This is a genomic window from Cryobacterium psychrotolerans (assembly GCF_900101115.1).
GTDB classification, from domain to species: domain Bacteria; phylum Actinomycetota; class Actinomycetes; order Actinomycetales; family Microbacteriaceae; genus Cryobacterium; species Cryobacterium psychrotolerans.
Map to the genome: position 1 here is coordinate 107,128 of NZ_FNFU01000006.1, position 16,861 is coordinate 123,988.

At 69.3% G+C, this 16,861-nt stretch carries 14 protein-coding genes and 1 tRNA gene; 6 read left to right on the forward strand and 9 right to left on the reverse strand.

The window, feature by feature from the left end:
• Positions 1 to 116: 116 nt before the first annotated feature.
• The 5 genes from BLQ39_RS07370 to BLQ39_RS07390 form a co-directional block, all read right to left on the reverse strand.
• A complete protein-coding gene (locus BLQ39_RS07370) occupies positions 117 to 575 on the reverse strand; it encodes a VanZ family protein (protein WP_092322923.1) in 459 nt (152 codons plus the stop codon).
• A gap of 139 nt (positions 576 to 714) precedes the next feature.
• Positions 715 to 1,428 carry an ABC transporter ATP-binding protein gene (locus tag BLQ39_RS07375; RefSeq protein ID WP_092322924.1) on the reverse strand — a complete coding sequence of 238 codons (714 nt, stop codon included), beginning with the start codon at positions 1,426 to 1,428 and terminating at the stop codon, positions 715 to 717.
• Positions 1,425 to 3,245 carry a branched-chain amino acid ABC transporter ATP-binding protein/permease gene (locus BLQ39_RS07380; protein WP_092322926.1) on the reverse strand — a complete coding sequence of 607 codons (1,821 nt, stop codon included), beginning with the start codon at positions 3,243 to 3,245 and terminating at the stop codon, positions 1,425 to 1,427. The genes BLQ39_RS07375 and BLQ39_RS07380 overlap by 4 nt, the downstream gene beginning before the upstream one ends.
• A gap of 2 nt (positions 3,246 to 3,247) precedes the next feature.
• Entirely contained in the window at positions 3,248 to 4,123 is an 876-nt protein-coding gene (locus tag BLQ39_RS07385) for a branched-chain amino acid ABC transporter permease (RefSeq protein WP_092322927.1), read from the reverse strand.
• An 87-nt stretch (positions 4,124 to 4,210) separates the two neighbouring features.
• Positions 4,211 to 5,383 (reverse strand): ABC transporter substrate-binding protein, encoded by a 1,173-nt coding sequence (locus BLQ39_RS07390; protein WP_092322929.1) that lies wholly within the window; start codon positions 5,381 to 5,383, stop codon positions 4,211 to 4,213.
• 133 nt (positions 5,384 to 5,516) lie between these two features.
• Between BLQ39_RS07390 and BLQ39_RS07395 the strand changes: the two genes are divergently transcribed.
• Together BLQ39_RS07395 and BLQ39_RS07400 are read left to right on the forward strand one after the other, a co-directional pair.
• Positions 5,517 to 6,560, forward strand: coding sequence for an LLM class flavin-dependent oxidoreductase (locus tag BLQ39_RS07395; protein WP_092322930.1), 1,044 nt, complete (start codon positions 5,517 to 5,519; stop codon positions 6,558 to 6,560).
• A gap of 139 nt (positions 6,561 to 6,699) precedes the next feature.
• On the forward strand, positions 6,700 to 7,614 hold the full coding sequence (locus BLQ39_RS07400; protein WP_092322932.1) for a putative endonuclease domain-containing protein: 915 nt from the start codon (positions 6,700 to 6,702) through the stop codon (positions 7,612 to 7,614).
• A gap of 104 nt (positions 7,615 to 7,718) precedes the next feature.
• On the opposite strand, the gene BLQ39_RS07405 is transcribed toward BLQ39_RS07400, so the two are convergent.
• The 3 genes from BLQ39_RS07405 to BLQ39_RS07415 all read right to left on the reverse strand — a co-directional run bounded on the left by BLQ39_RS07405 (position 7,719) and on the right by BLQ39_RS07415 (position 11,391).
• A tRNA-Pro gene (locus tag BLQ39_RS07405) sits at positions 7,719 to 7,792 on the reverse strand.
• Between the two features lie 75 nt (positions 7,793 to 7,867).
• Positions 7,868 to 8,839, reverse strand: coding sequence for a metallophosphoesterase (locus BLQ39_RS07410; protein ID WP_092322934.1), 972 nt, complete (start codon positions 8,837 to 8,839; stop codon positions 7,868 to 7,870).
• Positions 8,836 to 11,391: a transglycosylase domain-containing protein gene (locus BLQ39_RS07415; protein ID WP_092322936.1), complete on the reverse strand. Its 2,556-nt coding sequence runs from the start codon at positions 11,389 to 11,391 to the stop codon at positions 8,836 to 8,838. Before BLQ39_RS07415 ends, BLQ39_RS07410 begins: the two co-directional genes overlap by 4 nt.
• Before the next feature lie 50 nt (positions 11,392 to 11,441).
• Here BLQ39_RS07415 and sp36 point away from each other — a divergent pair, with 50 nt between their 5' ends.
• Entirely contained in the window at positions 11,442 to 11,612 is a 171-nt protein-coding gene (sp36, locus tag BLQ39_RS15825; protein ID WP_166784470.1) for a Sp36 family protein, read from the forward strand.
• A 2-nt stretch (positions 11,613 to 11,614) separates the two neighbouring features.
• Positions 11,615 to 12,085: a RidA family protein gene (locus tag BLQ39_RS07420; RefSeq protein WP_092322937.1), complete on the forward strand. Its 471-nt coding sequence runs from the start codon at positions 11,615 to 11,617 to the stop codon at positions 12,083 to 12,085.
• Between the two features lie 248 nt (positions 12,086 to 12,333).
• Here the strand turns inward: BLQ39_RS07420 and acs are convergent, their stop codons facing one another.
• Positions 12,334 to 14,286, reverse strand: a complete 1,953-nt coding sequence (acs, locus tag BLQ39_RS07425; protein WP_092322939.1) for an acetate--CoA ligase — start codon at positions 14,284 to 14,286, stop codon at positions 12,334 to 12,336.
• A gap of 454 nt (positions 14,287 to 14,740) precedes the next feature.
• On the opposite strand from acs, the gene BLQ39_RS07430 reads away from it, so the two are divergent.
• Both BLQ39_RS07430 and BLQ39_RS07435 read left to right on the forward strand, forming a co-directional pair.
• Positions 14,741 to 15,799 (forward strand): TadA family conjugal transfer-associated ATPase, encoded by a 1,059-nt coding sequence (locus BLQ39_RS07430; RefSeq protein ID WP_092322940.1) that lies wholly within the window; start codon positions 14,741 to 14,743, stop codon positions 15,797 to 15,799.
• On the forward strand, positions 15,796 to 16,782 hold the full coding sequence (locus BLQ39_RS07435) for a type II secretion system F family protein (protein ID WP_092322942.1): 987 nt from the start codon (positions 15,796 to 15,798) through the stop codon (positions 16,780 to 16,782). Before BLQ39_RS07430 ends, BLQ39_RS07435 begins: the two co-directional genes overlap by 4 nt.
• The last annotated feature ends 79 nt before the right edge of the window (positions 16,783 to 16,861 follow it).

A 16,861-nucleotide genomic window follows, 5' to 3' on the forward strand; every position in this document is an offset into this window, starting at 1 on the left:
CCTCGTCGGCCGCCCGGAAACACGGGGGACCTGCCTGCCCGCGTGCCGATTCTCCTGAGTTGGCCACGGATCTGGTGCGAGAGCGGCCGAGTAGCGGCGGCCCGGAGGGTGCCCGGCTACAGCCGGCGGTCGGCGGGCACGCCGAGGGCCAGCAGCAGCAGCACGGCGGCGGCCGCCCCGGCGGTGGCGCCGGCCGTGTTCGCGACCACGTCGTTCACCGTCGCGAATCGGGCCGGCACGAAGGCGAGCTGACCGAGTTCGATCACACAACTGGCGGTGAACCCGACGACCAGCCCGAGCCACCAGCGGCTGGCACCGGCCAGAATCACCACGAAGAGCCCCACCGGCACGAACAGCGCGATGTTCGCCCCGAATTCGATGACGTCGTAGTGCATCCAGCGGGGCGCCCCGTGCCGATGGAGCCAGCCGACGACGGAGCCGAGCAGGTCCCCGGCGTCGCGGTCGACCCGGCTGGGCCAGAACGCGATCAGCGCGAGCACGACCAGATAGGAGAAGGTCAGGAACAGCGTTCTGTGGTGAAGCGCGCTGCGCTGCACCGTGTCGACACCGCTCACTCCGTCACCTCCACCGCCGCGGGCGGGCTGCTCCCGTTCCGGTGCCGCAGCATGGCCGCATCACCCTGGACGGCACCCTAGCAGAACCGTCGACGGCGCCATAGTGGTCGCGGATCCGGGATCGCTCGGAGGCTGCTCGCTAGTCGAGGCCCAGGTACGCCTCGATCACCTTCTCGTCGGCGAGCAGTTCGTGGGCGGGACCCGAGTGAGTGATCTCCCCGGTCTCCAGCACGTAACCGAAGTCCGCCGCCGCGAGGGCCCGCCGCGCGTTCTGCTCGACCAGGACCACCGTGGTTCCGGTGCTCCGAATCTCCTCGATCACGGAGAAGACCTCATCCACGATTTTTGGCGCGAGTCCCATCGACGGTTCGTCGAGCAGCAGGATCTCGGGCTCGGCGATGAGCGCCCGCGCGATCGAGAGCATCTGCTGCTCGCCGCCGGAGAGGGCCCCCGCGTGGAGCCTGCGTCGTTCGAAGAGCACCGGGAAGCGGTCGTAGACGCGGGCCACATTCGCGTTCAGGGTGCTGCCGCGGTGCCAGCCGCCGAGGCTCAGGTTCTCGGCCACGGTCAGCGTGCCGAGGATCTCCCGCCCCTCGGGCACCTGCACCAGCCCGGCCTTCACCAGCCGGTGCGCCGGCCATTTGGTGATGTCCTGGCCCTTGAACTTGATCACACCGTGGCGTGGGCGGATGAGCCCGGAAACGGCATTGAGAATGGAGGTCTTGCCGGCGCCGTTGGCGCCCACGAGGGTGACCAGCGCGCCGGTCGCCACCTCGAAGGACACGTTGCGCACCGCCTCCACTCGCCCGTAGTTGACCTGCAGGCCCTCCACGCTCAGGATCGGGTCGCTCATCGTTTGTCCTCCGGTTCGGCCGCGCCGTTCGGTTCGGCGTCGTCGCCGATCACGGCATCCGGACCCTGTTCGTGTTCCCTGGCCAGTTCGACGGCGACCTCGGCCAGGTTCTCTGCGGCGAGAACGGATGCCGCTTCCACGTCGGCATCATTGCCGGCCGACCCGAGGTACGCCTCCAGCACCTTGGGGTCGCGGGCGATGTCGGCGGGCTTGCCCGAGGCGATGACCTCGCCGAAGTTCAGCACCATGATCCGGTCGCAGGTGGCCAGCATCATCCGCACATTGTGCTCGATCACCAGCACGGCGATGCCGTCGGCGGCCAGCGACCTGATCAGCTCAGACAGGCGTCCGGCCTCGACGTGGTTCATGCCGGCCGCCGGCTCATCGAGCACCAGCAGCGACGGATGCGAGGCCAGCGCGCGGGCGATCTCCAGCCGGCGCTGGTCGCCGTAGGACAGGTCTCCGGCGGCGTTGGCCGCCTTGTCGCCGAGCCCCACCCGGATCAGCTGGGCGGATGCCATCGCCACGGCCTCCCGCTCGAACCGCCTGGCCGACGGCAGGAACAGCAGGCGCCGCAGCAGCGTGTCGTGGGTGATCCGGTAGCCGCCGACGAGCACGTTCTCCAGGGCCGAGAGCCGGTTGAAGAGCTTGATCTGCTGGAACGTGCGGGCCACTCCCGACTGGGCCAGGCGGTGAGCCTTGGTGCCGGCGGTCAGGGCCGCGCCGAGCACGACCCCGGTGCCGGTGCTCGGGGGAGTCAGCCCGGTGACCATGTTCACCAGCGTGGTCTTGCCGGCGCCGTTGGGACCGATCAGGCCGAGGACCTCCCCGGCCTGCACGCTGAGGTCGACGGAGCGCACGGCGTGCACCCCGCCGTAGGACTTGCCGATGCCCTGCAGGCTCACCAGTTCCGTGCCGGGCGCGGGGAGGGCAGGCAGGTCGGGCCGCAGGGCCGGGTTGGCGACCAGGCGTTTGGCGGACTTCCGCCGCGGGATGAGGCCGGAGAGGCCTCCGGGCAGGAAGAGGATCACGACCAGGAGCAGCACCCCGGAGATGGTGGGGCGGATCCAGCCGGCGTTGATGCCGAGCAGGCGCTGCAGCTCGGGGAGCACGGAGAGGAAGACGGAGCCCAGCAGCGGGCCGACGAACAGCGTCACCCCGCCGACCACCGCGGTGACCAGGCCGTCCACGGCCGCGGTGAAGGAGAACTCGTTGGGGTCGGCGAACCGGGAGAAGTAGGCCAGGAGCACGCCGTAGAGGCCGGCCACGGCCCCCGCGATGACGAAGGACGCCATCCGGTACCGGGCCACGTTGATCCCCATGGTGGTGGCGGCCAGCTCGTCTTCGCGAATGGCCGCGAAGGCCCGCCCCATCCGGGATCCGGACAGGCGCCAGAACCAGTAGGCCACCACGATCAGGGCGATCCAGGCGACCTCGATGCCGACGAGCTTGGGGAAGCCCAGCCCCTGGGCGCCGTTGGTCCAGGTCTGGTTGATCAGGAAGATCCGCACCATTTCGCCGAAGGCGAGGGTGGCGATGGCGAGGAAGACGCCGCGCAGGCGGATCACCGGCAGGCCGAGGATGAACGCGGCGAGGATGCCCACGCACATGCCGAAGACGATGCCGACGGCCAGCGGCGGGATGAACCCGAACAGGGGCTCGTCCGGCACGACGAGGGAGGAGGTGAAGGCGGCGAGCGACGCCAGCCCGAGCTGGGCCAGGCTGAGCTGGCCGGCGATCAGCACGGCGTAGAAGCTGAAGGCGAGGATGGCCGTCAGCGCGATCAACGTGATCAGTGAGCTGTATTCCACCAACATGATCAGACCTCCCGCGTCTTGCGTGCGCCGAACAGGCCCTGGGGCCGCAGGATCAGGATCAGGAACAGCAGCCCGAACGCCACCATGTCCCGCCAGGAACTGCCGATGTAATTCACGGCGAGCACCTCGGACAGGCCCAGGATCAGGCCGCCGACCAGGGCGCCGGGCAGGGATCCCATCCCGCCGACGACGATCACGGCCAGGGCCTTGAGCTCCACCGCGTGGCCGATTCCAAGCTGGGCGGCGTTGACGTTGAGGGTGAACAGCACACCGGCCACGGCGCCCAGCGCCGAGGAGATGGCGAAGGTGGTGCTGCTGATCCGGCCCACGTTCAGCCCCAGCACGGCGGCGGCGTGGGGGTTCTCGGCGATCGTGCGCATCCCGCGGCCCAGCTTGGATTTGGCGACCAGCCAGGTCAGCACGACCATCAGCGACACGCTGATGACCAGGATGATCACCTGCAGCAGGGAGACGGTGGCGCCGAGGATCTCAAACCGGGCCTGCGGGAACGCGTCGGCCGGGAAGCGCCGGGTGTCCGCTCCGAACAGCGCCTGGAGCAGCGAGAGGATGATCGCCCCGAACGCGATCGAGGAGATCAGCCCCGCGAAGTGCGCATCGTGCCGTCCGGCGAGCGGCCGGAACGCGATCCGTTCGATCAGGACGCCCAGCAGGGCGCCCAGGACGAGCACCAGCGGGATGGCCAGCCAGATCGAAATCCCGAACCGCGACACCACCTCGATCCCCACCAGCGCGCCGGCCGTGAAGACCGAGGCGTGAGCCAGGTTCAGCCGGTCCAGGATGCCGAACACCAGCGTGAAACCGATGGCGAACAGCGCATAGATCGAACCGAGAAAGATCCCGTCGAGAAAGAGTTGCATGGTGACGTCCCTGTTATCGGTCGTGTGCCGCCCGGAATCCGGGCGGCACACGACCTGAGCGAGGCGGAGCGGGGTGCGCGGGTCAGGCTACTCCAGGATGGCGAACTTGCCGTCCTTGACCACCTGCACGAGTGCGTCGTGCACGGCGTCGCGGTTTTCGTTCAGGCTCACGTCGCCCAGCACGGTGGGCACGTCGGTGATGTCACCGAGCCCCGCCTTGATGGCCTCGCGCTCCGCCGAGCACTCGGCGCGAACCGCGTGGTCGATGATCTGCAGCCCGGCATACGCCTGCGCCGAGAACTGGTCGGGGGCGGCATCGAACTTCGCGGTGTAGTCCTCGATGAACTTCACGTTCTGCTCGTTGTCGGAGGCCGAGTTCCACGCGGCACCCACGATGACGCCCTCGGCGGCTTTTCCGGCGCCCTTGATCAGGGCGGGGGAGTTGAAGCCGTTGCCGCCGATGATCGGGGTGTCGATGCCGATTTCGCGCGCCTGGGTGACCAGCGGCACGGCCGCGTCGATCAGGCCGGAGACGACGATCGCGTCGGCGTCGGACTTCTTGGCCTTGTTCAGCAGGGCGCGGAAGTCGGTGTCGGCCTTGGAGAAGGTCAGCGTGTCGGCGATGTCGACGCCCTCGTCCTTGAGAGCCGCGGCAAAGGCCTGGTAGCCGGATTCGGTGAAGGCGTCGTCGTTGCTGTACATCACGACGACCTTCTTCACGTCGAGGGTCTCGACGGCCGCCTTGATGGTCTGCGGAATGACGGCATCCTCGGTCAGGGAGTCCCGGAAGATGTAGTCGCCGATTTCCGTGATGCCGGCAGCGGTGTTGGACACACCGAGCACGGGGACCTTGGCGTCCTGGGCGATCGGGTTCGTCTGCTTGGCCGTGTTCGACAGCGTCGGGCCGATGATGACGGCGGCGCCGGAAGCGATCAGGGTGTCGAACACCTGGATGGCCTGCTTGGGGTCGGTCGCGTCGTCCTCGACGGTGAGCTCGTAGGTGACCCCGCCGACCTTGTTCAGGTCTTCGACGGCGAGTTCGAGCGCGTTCTTCTGGCTCGCGCCGTACTGCGCTGCCGCTCCGGTCAGGCTGAAGGCCGCGGAGATCGGCACGGCGGACTTGATGACGCAATCCGCTCCGGTGCCGGATCCGGTCGCGCCGTCATCCTTCGTTCCGTTGCCGGACGTGGTGCTGCACCCGGTGATGGCGAGCAATAATGCGGAACCGCAGACAGCGGCAGAGAACAGTTTTTTTCTCATCGTGTGGACCTCCTTGGCCAAAGGCGAGTTTACCGTCCTACCCCCGGGAGGGGAGGGCCGCGGGGGTGGAATGGGCGTTTCGATTTGGTCACGGGCGGGAATCAACCGGCCGGGCCCCCGGTTGCACCGAGGGATGAAAACGCTACCGATCAACGTGCTCGACCTGGCCGCCCGCCTCGCCGGCGGAACCAACGCGGAGGCCGTGGCCGGCAGCATCCGCCTCGCCCAGGCCGCGGAAAACCTCGGCTACGACCGGTTCTGGGTCGCCGAGCACCACAACATGCCGGCGATCGCCTCGAGCGCCCCGCCGGTGCTGATCGCGGGCATCGCGGCCCGCACCGAGCGCATCCGGGTCGGCTCCGGCGGCGTCATGCTGCCCAACCACGCCCCGCTCGTCGTGGCCGAACAGTTCGGCACCCTGCGCGCCCTGTACGGCGACCGGATCGACCTCGGGATCGGCCGGGCGCCCGGCACGGATGGCGCCACCGCGATGGCCCTGCGCCGCAGCACCGAGGGCCTCGGCGTCGACGACTTCCCCCAGCAGCTCGTGGACCTGATCGGCTTCTTCCACGGCGGCATGGACGAGGCCAACCCGATGCGCACCATCACCGCCTACCCCGGGCTCGGCGATGCCCCGCAGATGTGGCTGCTCGGCTCGAGCGGCTTCAGCGCGCAGGTCGCCGCCGCCCTCGGGCTGCCGTTCGCCTTCGCCCACCACTTCGCCGGCGAGAACACGGAGGCCGCGCTCGCCATCTACCGCGAGCGGTTCGAGCCGAGCCGCTTCCTCACCGCGCCGCACACGATGATCGCCGTCGGCCTGGTCAGCGACGACGACCCCGAGGTGGTGCGCCGGGAGTCGCTGCCCGGGCTGCTCACCTTCCTCCGGATGCGCCAGGGCCAGAAGCCCGAGCCGGTGTCGATCGCCGAGGCGCTCGCCTACGAGTTCTCGCCGCCGGAGCGGGACTTCATCGAGGCCCGGAACCGGCGCCAGGCCGTCGGCACCCCGGCCGAGGTGGACGCCAAGCTGACCGCGCTGCTCGAGTCGACCGGCGCGGACGAGCTGATGCTCAGCTCCCAGGCGTCGACGCTCGCCGGCCGCATCCGCTCGCTCGAGATCGTGGCCGCCCTCCGCGCCCCCGCTCCCGCGCCAGCCCCCGCCCTCGCCCGGGTGCCCTGACCCTTTTTTCTCGTGAGGGGTCGCAAATCGACCTTCCCGGCGCCAACGAAGGTCGATTTGCGACCCCTCACGCGCCGGCCGCCGGCGGCGCCTGTGGATAACCCCGACCCCGAGGCTCCGGATGCGGCACTCTGGGCGCGTGGCCTCCCGACTTCCGCTCCCGCCAGGGCTCCGCGACGGCTCATTCACCACCCGAACGGCCGCCGCCCGGGGTATCGGCGAGGGTCGGCTGCGAGGCCCGGACCTCGCCCGTCCGTTCCACGGCATCCGCTCGCCCGACTCCCCGGTCTCGGTCTACGAGCGGGCGGGGGCGCTCCAGCTGCGGATGCCGGACGCCGCGTTCTTCTGCACGGTCACGGCCGCCCTGATCCTGGGCATCCCGCTCCCGCCGAGGCTGGCCCGGGCGCCGCAGCTCCACGTCGGCATGCCGGCGCCGATGCGCGCGTACCGGGCCGCCGGATCCATCGGCCACAAGCTTCAACTCGGCCCGGATGACGTTGGCGAGCGGCAGGGGCTTCGGCTGACCACGGCCGCGCGCACGTGGTGCGACCTCGCCGCCGTCCTCGACGTCGAGGACCTCGTGGCCGCGGGGGACTACATCATCCACCACCGGCATCCGCTCGCCGGCCGCGCGGACCTGGCGGCCGCCGCCGACCGCCACCCGGCCCGGCGCTGGCGAGCGCGCCTGCTGGAAGCGCTGGGGCTGCTGGACGACCGTGCCGAGTCGCCGCCCGAGTCGGTCATCCGCGTGACGATCGTTCGCGCCGGCATCCTGGGCCTCGCGGTCAACCATCCGATCGCGGATGCGTTCGGCCGGGTCATCGCCCGGGCCGACCTCTGCTTTCCCGTGCACCGGGTCATCTTCGAGTACCAGGGCGATTACCATCGCAGCGAGCCGGATCGGTGGCGCAAGGACCGCACCCGGGTCGCCCGGCTCACGGCTCTGGGCTGGCACGTCGTCGAGATCGCCGCCGACGAGCTCGCCGACCGACGGATGCTGCTGCGCCTGATCCGGGACACCCTCGCCCTGCATCCGCCGGTATCCCGCCGGTGAGGGGTCGCAAATCGACCTTCCCAGGCCCAACGAAGGTCGATTTGCGACCCCTCACAGGGAGAAAGCAGAAGGGCCGCACGATGTGCGGCCCTTCTGTACTGCTGTCGGGGTAACAGGATTTGAACCTGCGACCTCGTCGTCCCGAACGACGCGCGCTACCAAGCTGCGCCATACCCCGATGGCCCGTGGGCCTCCACAAGTATAGATCGAAAATCGGGCGTCCGCTGACGGAGCTCGCGACCCGGCGGATCGGCTAGGCGCCGATGAGGGTGAGCAGTGTCGCCTCGGGCGGGCAGGCGAACCGCACGGGGGCGTAGATCGAGGTGCCGAGGCCGGCCGACACGTGCAGGTAAGACGTGTGCAGGCCGGAGTCCCACAGGCTCAGGCCCTTGACCTGGGCGCGCGGGATGTCGCAGTTGGTGACGAGCGCGCCGAAGCCGGGCACGCAGACCTGGCCGCCGTGGGTGTGCCCGGCGAGGATCAGTTGCGCGCCGTGGTTCACGAAGGAGTTGAGCACCCGCTGGTACGGAGCGTGGCTGACGCCGATCGTGACGGTGGGCCGCGGTTCGGGCGCCTTCCCAGGGTCCGGCCACGTCTCGTCGGCCAGCGGGTCGTTCGCACGCAGGTCGTCGATCGCCCGCGTGATGAGGTCGAGCCGGTCCAGGCCGTGGTGCGGGTCGTCCACGCCGAAGAACTCCAGGCGGGTCCCGTTCAGCTCGAGCGCGACGGCCGCGTTGTCGATGTCGGTCCAGCCGAGCGCGGCGAAGACGCCGTGCAGGCCGGTGATGTCGAGTGCCCGCGGCTGCGACTGGCTGCGGACGGACGGGCCGCCGAAGTATGTGAACGGGTTGAGCGGGCGCGGGCCGACGTAGTCGTTCGAGCCGTTCACGAAGACGCCGGGGATGCCGGCGAACGGCGCCAGGGCATACTCGACGCCCGGGATGCCGTCTTCATGCCCGAGGTTGTCACCGGTGTTGACGATGAGGTCGGGCTTCAGCTCGGCGAGCCCGCGCACCCACTCCTGCTTCTCGGACTGCCACGGTGCCATGTGCATGTCGGACAGGTGCAGCACCCTGATCGGGTCGGAGCCGGGCGCGAGCACGGGCACCGAGATCTCGCGCAGGGTGAAGCGCTTGCGTTCGACCAGGGCGCCCCAGGCGAGCGCGGCCAGGCCCGCCGCGCCTAGCGCGACGGCGGCCGATCCGACGAGGCGTCCCCGGGTCATGGTTTCTTGCCTGGCTCGGCGCCGAGCTTGCCGACGACGATCGTCACAGCACCGCCCGACTTCATCCCGGTGCCGGCACCCGGATCCATCGAGATCACCTTGCCCACCTGCGACGGATCGGTGACGGCCTCTTCCTTTTTATTGACCTTGAATCCCGCCAGCGCGGCCGTGGCCTCGGCCTCGGTCTTACCGACGACGTCCGGCAGGATCTTCAGCTGGCCGTTGCTCGTGAAAATGGTGATGGTGGAGCCGCGGGCCGTGCGGGTTCCGCCGGCCGGGTCGGTGCCTGCCACGGTGCCGGCGGGCATCTCGGAGTCGACGTCGCCGCCGTCCACGGCGTCGAACCCGGCGCCGGAGAGGATGGCACGTGCTTCGTCCATCGACTTGCCGCGCACGTCGGGCACGGTCGCCTGGGGCGCCTGGATGAGCTTGAACGTGGGTTCGGGGAAGGACTCTCCGCCGTACTTCGCGTTGGCTACCGACATGATGTCGGGCCACATCTCGTGGCGGGCAAGCGAGACCTGTTCGCCGTTGTCGAAGTGTTGCTTCCGCTGGCTGAGCGTTCCGGTGACGCTGACCACGCCGACCACCGTGGCCACCTTGGACGAGGCTCCGCTCATCCAGGTGTCCTTGGCGCCGTCCGTGGTTCCGGTCTTGCCGATCATCGGCACGTTCGGGTAGGTGCCGTAGTTGGAACTCCGGCCGGTTCCGTCCGTCATGACGCGCTGCATGGCGTAGGTCATGCCCGCGGCGACATCCGGGGTGACGGACTGGGTGCACTTCGACTTCGGCACCGGCAGCTCATCGCCGCCCGGGCCGGTGATCCGGTCGATCACAACGGGGGAGCAGGTCTTGCCCTTGTTGGCGATCCCGGCGAAGGCGACGGCCATGGTCAGCGGTGCGACCTCGTTGGTTCCGAGCACGGCGCTGGCGCCCTTCTCCAGGTCCTTACCGTCGGCGCGGTGCACGCCGAAGGCCTCGGCGGTCTTCTTGATGCCGCAGAGGTCGAGTTTCTTCGCCATCCCGATGAAGCCCGTGTTGATCGAGCCGACCGTCGACTGGAGGGCGCTGTAGTTGCTGCCGCCCTCGTTCTGGTCGTTGCGCGGGTTGAACCCGGGGAAGCTGATGGGGCCGTCGCAGCTGTCCTGGAACGTTCCCCAGTCGGCCTTGCGGCGGGAATCGGCGCGCTCGTTGAGCGTGTGCCCCTCCTTGAGCCACTCGCCCAGCGTGAAGACCTTGTACGTCGATCCGGGCTGGAAACCGAGCGAGCCGCCCTCGGTCTTGTCGGTGTTGTAGTTCAGGCCGGAATAGTTGCGGCCGGTGGCCTGCACGGCCGGGTCCTGGCTGTAGTCCTTGTTCTGCACCATCGCGAGCACGCGTCCGGTGCCCACCTGCACGCTCGAGACGACGCCGCCGACGTCGCCGCCGCTCCAGACCTTGGGCACGTGCTTGTTCATCGTGTCGATCGCGGCGACCTGGAGGTCCAGGTCGAGGGTCGTGTAGACGTTGTATCCGCCGCGGCGGAAGTTGAGCAGACGGGTCTCCCGGTCTTCGCCGAAGGTGGGGTCGTTGAGCAGCTTCTTCGCGACGTAGTCACAGAAGTAGGCGCTGGAACCCGCGGTCTGGCATCCGGTGCTCGGCTCGGTGATCTTCGGCTCGACCGCCGTCTTGATGGCTGCGTCGTGATCCTTCTGGCTGATCTTCTTGTGCTTGAGCATCTCGCCGAGGATGTAGTCGCGGCGGTCCTTGTTGGCCGCATACCCGTTCGCCGCGCCGTTGGTCTCGCTCTTCGGCCGGTCGAGCTGGAACTTGACCGGGTGGTTCACGATGGCGACGAGGCTGGCCGCCTGCGGCAGGGTGAGCTTTGCCGCGGTGGTGCCGAAGTAGTAGTTCGATGCGGCTTCGATGCCGTAGACGGTGCCGCCGAAGCCGGTGATGTTGAGGTACTGGCGAAGGATGTCGTCCTTCTCGTACTTCTTCTCAACGCCGATGGCGAGGCGCATTTCCTTGAGCTTGCGGTCCGGCGTCGTCTTCGTGGCGGTGTCGTAGCACGCGTCGTGCTTTTCCTTGTCGTCGATGACCTCGCACTTCTGCACGAGCACATTCTTGACGTACTGCTGGGTGATGGATGATCCACCCTGGGTTCCGCTGCCGGAGACGGTCTTCACCGTGGCGCGCACGGTGCCCTGCAGGTCGACGCCGTTGTGCTCGTAGAAACGGGGGTCCTCACCGGCGATCGCGGCGTCCTTGGCGAACTGGCTGATCGCATCCGACTCGACCTCGACCCGGTTCTGGTCGTAGAACGACGCCAGGAGCACGGTCTTTTTTTCCTTGTTCGTGGCGTAGATGTTGCTCTTCTGCGACAGCTGGTCGATGGCCAGGTAGTCGGGCAGGTTCTCGAAGACGTTGATCGTGTTCGTCGCGGCCATGCCGGAAACGGCGATTGCGGGGGTGATTGCGGCGGTGACGAGCACCCCAGCGACAGCACTCATGGCGACGAAACCGATGAAGCCGCCGAGAGCCCCGCTAACCGTACGTTTTTTGGCAGACATAGACTTGAGCGTAAGGGACAAAACTGAAAAACCGCCTGAATCGGAGACACATGCCAGCCTGGGAGTACCTCACAACGCCGCTGATGATCCACAACACAGCAGCAATCCTGAACAACTGGGGCTCTGATGGCTGGGAGCTCGTGCAGGTCGTCACCGGCCCGGAGGGCGGGCTCGTCGCCTACCTCAAGCGCCCGGTCGCCGCCGCCGTGAGCGGAGCCTGATCATGTCGCAGATCGAGGCACGCCTGGCCGAGCTGGGCATCGACCTTCCCACCGTTGTTCCGCCGCTGGCCACGTATGTTCCGGCCGTCATCGCCGGTTCGCTGGTCTTCACCTCCGGCCAGCTGCCGATGGTGTCCGGCGCGCTGTCGGCCACCGGAAAGGTCGGCGACGGCCACGGGCTCGTCCCCGCAGCCGACGCCAGGGAGTACGCGCGCCTCGCGGCGCTCAACGGGCTCGCCGCGATCAAGGCGGTCATCGGGTCGCTTGACCGGATCACGCAGGTCGTGAAGGTCACCGGTTTCGTCGCATCCGACCCGTCGTTCACCGGCCAGCCCGGCGTGATCAACGGCGCCTCCGAGGTGCTCGGCGAGATCTTCGGCGACCTGGGCCGGCACGCGCGGTCGGCCGTCGGCGTCGCCGTGCTGCCGCTGGACGCCCCGGTCGAGGTCGAGCTGGTCGTCGCCTTCGCCTGACCGGTCCGGGCAGGCTCGACCACCGGATCGGTGATCGAGCCTGTCAGCGCTCTGATCTCCGCCTGCGTGTGGCTAACTCAGGAGAATCCGGAACGTCGGGGCCAGCCGCCGGACTAGTCCGCGGGCACTGAGCGGGCCGCTCCCGAATCTCCTGAGTTAGCCACAGGGAATCCGCCGGACGGCCGAGCTCCGCTTGACATCAACGAGCTCCGCCTGACCTCAACAGGAGTATCGAGATCCCGGAGTCGTTACTTCATCGTGTTGCTGATCGACTGCATCACCATGGTGTCGGCGAGCGTGGTCACGTCGCCGATCTCACGGCCCTCGGCCACATCGCGCAGCAAGCGGCGCATGATCTTGCCCGAACGAGTCTTCGGCAGCTCCTTCACGATGAAGATGTGCTTCGGGCGGGCGATCGCGCCGATCTGCTGGGAGACGTGGGCGCGCAGGGTCGCCGCGATGTCCGCGTGCGACGTGTCGTCCAGGTGGCTGAACTTGATGATCACGAACGCCACGACGGCCTGGCCGGTCACCTCGTCCGAGGCGCCTACGACGGCCGCCTCCGCCGTCATCGGATGCGCCACGAGCGACGATTCGATCTCGGCCGTGGACAATCGGTGGCCCGACACGTTCATCACGTCGTCGACGCGGCCGAGCAGCCAGATGTCGCCCTCGTCGTCGAGGCGGGCGCCGTCGCCGGCGAAGTACAGGGACTTGTTGCCGAACTTGTCCCAGTAGGTTTCTTTGAAGCGTTCCGGGTCGCCCCAGATGCCGCGGAGCATCCCCGGCCAGGGTTCGGTCACGACGAGCAGGCCGCCGTTGCCGTGGCCGACGTGCGCTCCGTCGTCGTCGAGCACGTCGATCGTGACGCCGGGGATCGGCACCTGGGCCGCGCCCGGCTTGGTGGTCGTGAGACCCGGGAGCGCGGAGATCATGATCCCGCCGGTCTCGGTCTGCCACCAGGTGTCGACGACCGGGGCCTTATTGCCGCCAATGACCTCGCGGTACCACATCCAGGCTTCCGGGTTGATCGGCTCACCCACCGACCCGAGCACCCGCAGGCTCGACAGGTCGAACTTCTGCGGGATCTGGCGGCCGAGTTTCATGAACGTGCGGATGGCGGTGGGCGCGGTGTACAGGATGGTCACCTTGTACTTCTCGATCAGCTCCCACCAGCGGCCGGGGTGCGGCGTGTCGGGGGTGCCCTCGTAGAGCACCTGGGTGGCGCCGTTGGCGAGCGGGCCGTAGGTGACGTAGCTGTGGCCCGTGATCCAGCCGATGTCGGCGGTGCACCAGTAGACATCCGTCTCCGGGCGCAGGTCGAACACGTTCTTGTGGGTGAACGCGGCCTGGGTGAGGTAGCCGCCTGTGGTGTGCAGGATGCCCTTGGGCTTGCCGGTCGTGCCCGACGTGTAGAGGATGAACAGCGGGTTCTCGGCCGCGAAGGGCTGGGCCTCGTGCTCCGCGTCGACCGAGGCGAGTTCCTCGTGCCACCAGAGGTCGCGGTCGGTCCAGTCCACGTCCTGCCCGGTGCGCTTGACCACGAGCACGTTCCGCACGTAGGACTCGCCGCTGGCCAGGGCCTCGTCGACGGCCGGTTTGAGAGCCGAAACCTTGCCCTTGCGGTAGCCGCCGTCGGCGGTGATCACGAGCACGGCATCCGCGTCGTCGATGCGCGCGCTGATGCTCTCCGGGCTGAAGCCGCCGAAGATCACGGAGTGCACGGCGCCGACGCGGGCCACCGCGAGCATGGCGACGATGGCCTCCGGGATCATCGGCAGGTAGACGGCGACGCGGTCGCCCGCGGTCACGCCGAGCTTGATCAGCACGTTGGCCGCCCGCTTGACCTCCGCGGTCAGCTCGGCGTAGGTGATGGCGCGAGTCTCGCCCGGCTCGCCTTCCCAGTACAGGGCGACGCGGTCGCCGTTGCCGGCCAGAACGTGGCGGTCGAGGCAGTTGTACGCGACATTCAGCTCGCCGTCTTCGAACCACTTGGCGAAGGGCGGGTTGGTCCAGTCGAGGGTCTTGGTGAACGGCTTGTGCCAGTGCAGGAGCTCGCGGGCCTGGTCGGCCCAGAATCCGAGGCGGTCCGCGGCGGCATCCGTATACAACTCAGGCTTCGAGACCGACTGCGCGGCGAACTCGGGAGTGGGCGGAAAGTGGCGGGTTTCGTTGAGGAGATGATCGATCTGGACGCTCATGGTTCTGGTGTCGCTCCTTTGCGAGGAAGTTACTCAGGCGCGTTGGGGCCCCCGGGAAGTACCCTACCGCGCCGACAGTGCCCTCGGATGGGGGGCTACCCCGAGGTCTCCGGCGGCCCTCACAATGACTGTTGGGAGCCGGTCAAATCGTGTCCTCATTTATGGGGACTCAGAGGACTTGCGCTTCCTCCCAGAATGCGTAAACTGATACGCGTCTGAACGAAAGTTCTGAACAGCAGCGCGCATGGTTCCCCCCAATCAGCGCGTTGCCGAGGCGGCACCTGTTCCCCCCAATAGGTGCCGCCCCCCTCTTTTTAACGGCTCTTTTTGACGGCTCTTTTTGACGGCCGTCCCGCCGGCCGGGGCCCCTCCTCCCCAGCCGGGCCGTGCCGCGGCCGCCCGGTGAAGAGTCCCGGTGCCCCCGCTCCCGCGTAACACGGCGTAACTTCGGCGCATGTCCATCCCTTTCGTCGCCGTCCCGTCGTTCGCGGCGCCGGCACCCCGGCATCCGGTGGCTGGCGGTTCGGCGGACGTGTCGGGGCTTGTTTCTGCGGATGCCTCGGAGCTTGCGTCTGCGGATGTTTCCGGGCTGGGCCCGCTGGCCGGGTACGCGGCATCCGGGCCGGTCACCGACCTGTTCGTCAACGGGGAAGCGGGCCTGTGGCTGGACTCGGGCCGCGGCCTGGTCCACCAGCCGGGCTGGCGTTGCGACGAGCATGCGCTGCGCGAGCTGGCCGTTCGGCTGATCGCCCTCGGCGGGAGACACCTCGATGAGGCGACGCCCTGCGTCGATGTGCGCCTGGCCGACGGCATCCGCGTGCACGCCGTGCTGCCGCCCGTCTCGAGCACGGGCACCCTGCTCTCGATCCGGCTTCCCCGTGCCGAGCGGCTTGGCCTCGCCGCGCTGGCGACCGCCGGCCTGTTCGGCGCCGGGGAAGAGGCAACCGCGCAGGTCGCCAGGCTCCGCGCCGCCGTGCACGACCGGGAGAACCTGCTGATCACCGGCGCGGCCGGGAGCGGCAAGACCACGCTTCTGGCGGCGTTGCTCGGCGAGGCTCCGCCGGACGAACGGATCGTCGCGATCGAAGACGTCGCCGAGCTGAGGATCGCGCACCCGCATGTGGTGGCGCTGGAGGCGCGGCAGGCGAACCTCGAGGGCGCCGGCCGGATCGGCCTGCAGGGCCTCCTGCGCGAGGCGCTGCGGATGCGGCCGGACCGCCTCGTGCTCGGCGAATGCCGCGGCGAAGAGGTCCGAGAGCTGTTGGCCGCGCTGAACACCGGTCACGACGGCGGCGCCGGCACGCTGCATGCCAACTCGCTGGAGGATGTCCCGGCGCGGCTGGAGGCGCTCGGCGCGCTCGCCGGGATGACCGCGGAGGCGGTGGCCCGGCAGGCGGTCAGCGCCATCGGACTGGTGCTGCACCTCGAGCGCTCGGCCGGATCCAGGCGACTTGCCCAGATCGGGCGCCTCGCCCTCGGTGCGCGCGGCCACCTGGTCGTGGAGCCCGCGTGAGCAGGCGCGGCGAACCGCCGATCGAAGAAGTGGCGGCGGTGACCCAGCGCCTCGCGGTGCTGCTGTCCGCCGGGGTGTCCGCGGTGTCCGCCTGGGGCTATCTCCTGCCGGACGAGCCCGCAGGCGCGGGCGCCGGACCGAAAACCGGGGCGCCGTCACGGCACCCGACGGAGCCGGACGCCGCCCGGGTCGTGCGTGCCGCCGCCGCGGCCGGGCGGCGCGGGGAGAGTATCGCCGATGCGGTGGCGCAGGAGGCCCGGGCGCTGGGCGGGCAGGCCGGTGACGCCTGGCTGGGCCTCGCGGCGGCCTGGGGTGTGGCCACGGCGGCCGGGGCGCCGCTCGCCGCCTGCCTGCGGGAGCTCGCCGGATCCTTCCGCGACCTGGGCCAGGTGCACCGGGACCTCGCCGTCGCGCTGGCCGGCCCGAACGCCACGGCACGCATGGTGATGGGGCTGCCGCTGGTGGGCATCCTGTTCGGCAGCGTGCTCGGTTTCAACACGCTGCAGACCCTGTTGCTCACCGGGCCGGGCCTGGCCTGCCTCGGGGCAGGGGCGCTGCTGATGGTAGCCGGCGCTCGCTGGAACCGGAGCCTGGTGCGGTCCGCGCGAGCCCGGGACCCGACGCCCGGGCTCGCGCTCGACCTGACCGCGATCGGGATGGCCGGGGGCGGGTCGGTCGCGCGAGCGCGCACCCTGGTGCGCTCGGTGACCGAGCGCTACGGCGTAGGCGTCGGAGGCTCGGAGGCCGCGATCGACCGGGTGCTCGCCCTGTCCGCCCGCGCCGGCGTCCCGGCCGCGGAACTGCTGCGCAGCGAGGCCGACCAGCAGCGCCGCGACGCGCGGAGCGACGGGCAACGGCGGGCGGCGACCCTGTCGGTGACGCTGATGATCCCGCTGGGGGTGTGCGTGCTGCCCGCGTTCATGCTGGTCGGGGTGGTGCCGTTGCTGCTGACCGTCCTCTCGTCCACACTGCGTTCGTTCTAGGCGTTCCGCACCGCTCGTCCGATGCCGGGGACCGGGCCGGCGAATCGGGTCAGGCTGGTCCCGCTCGCGCCGTCCATCA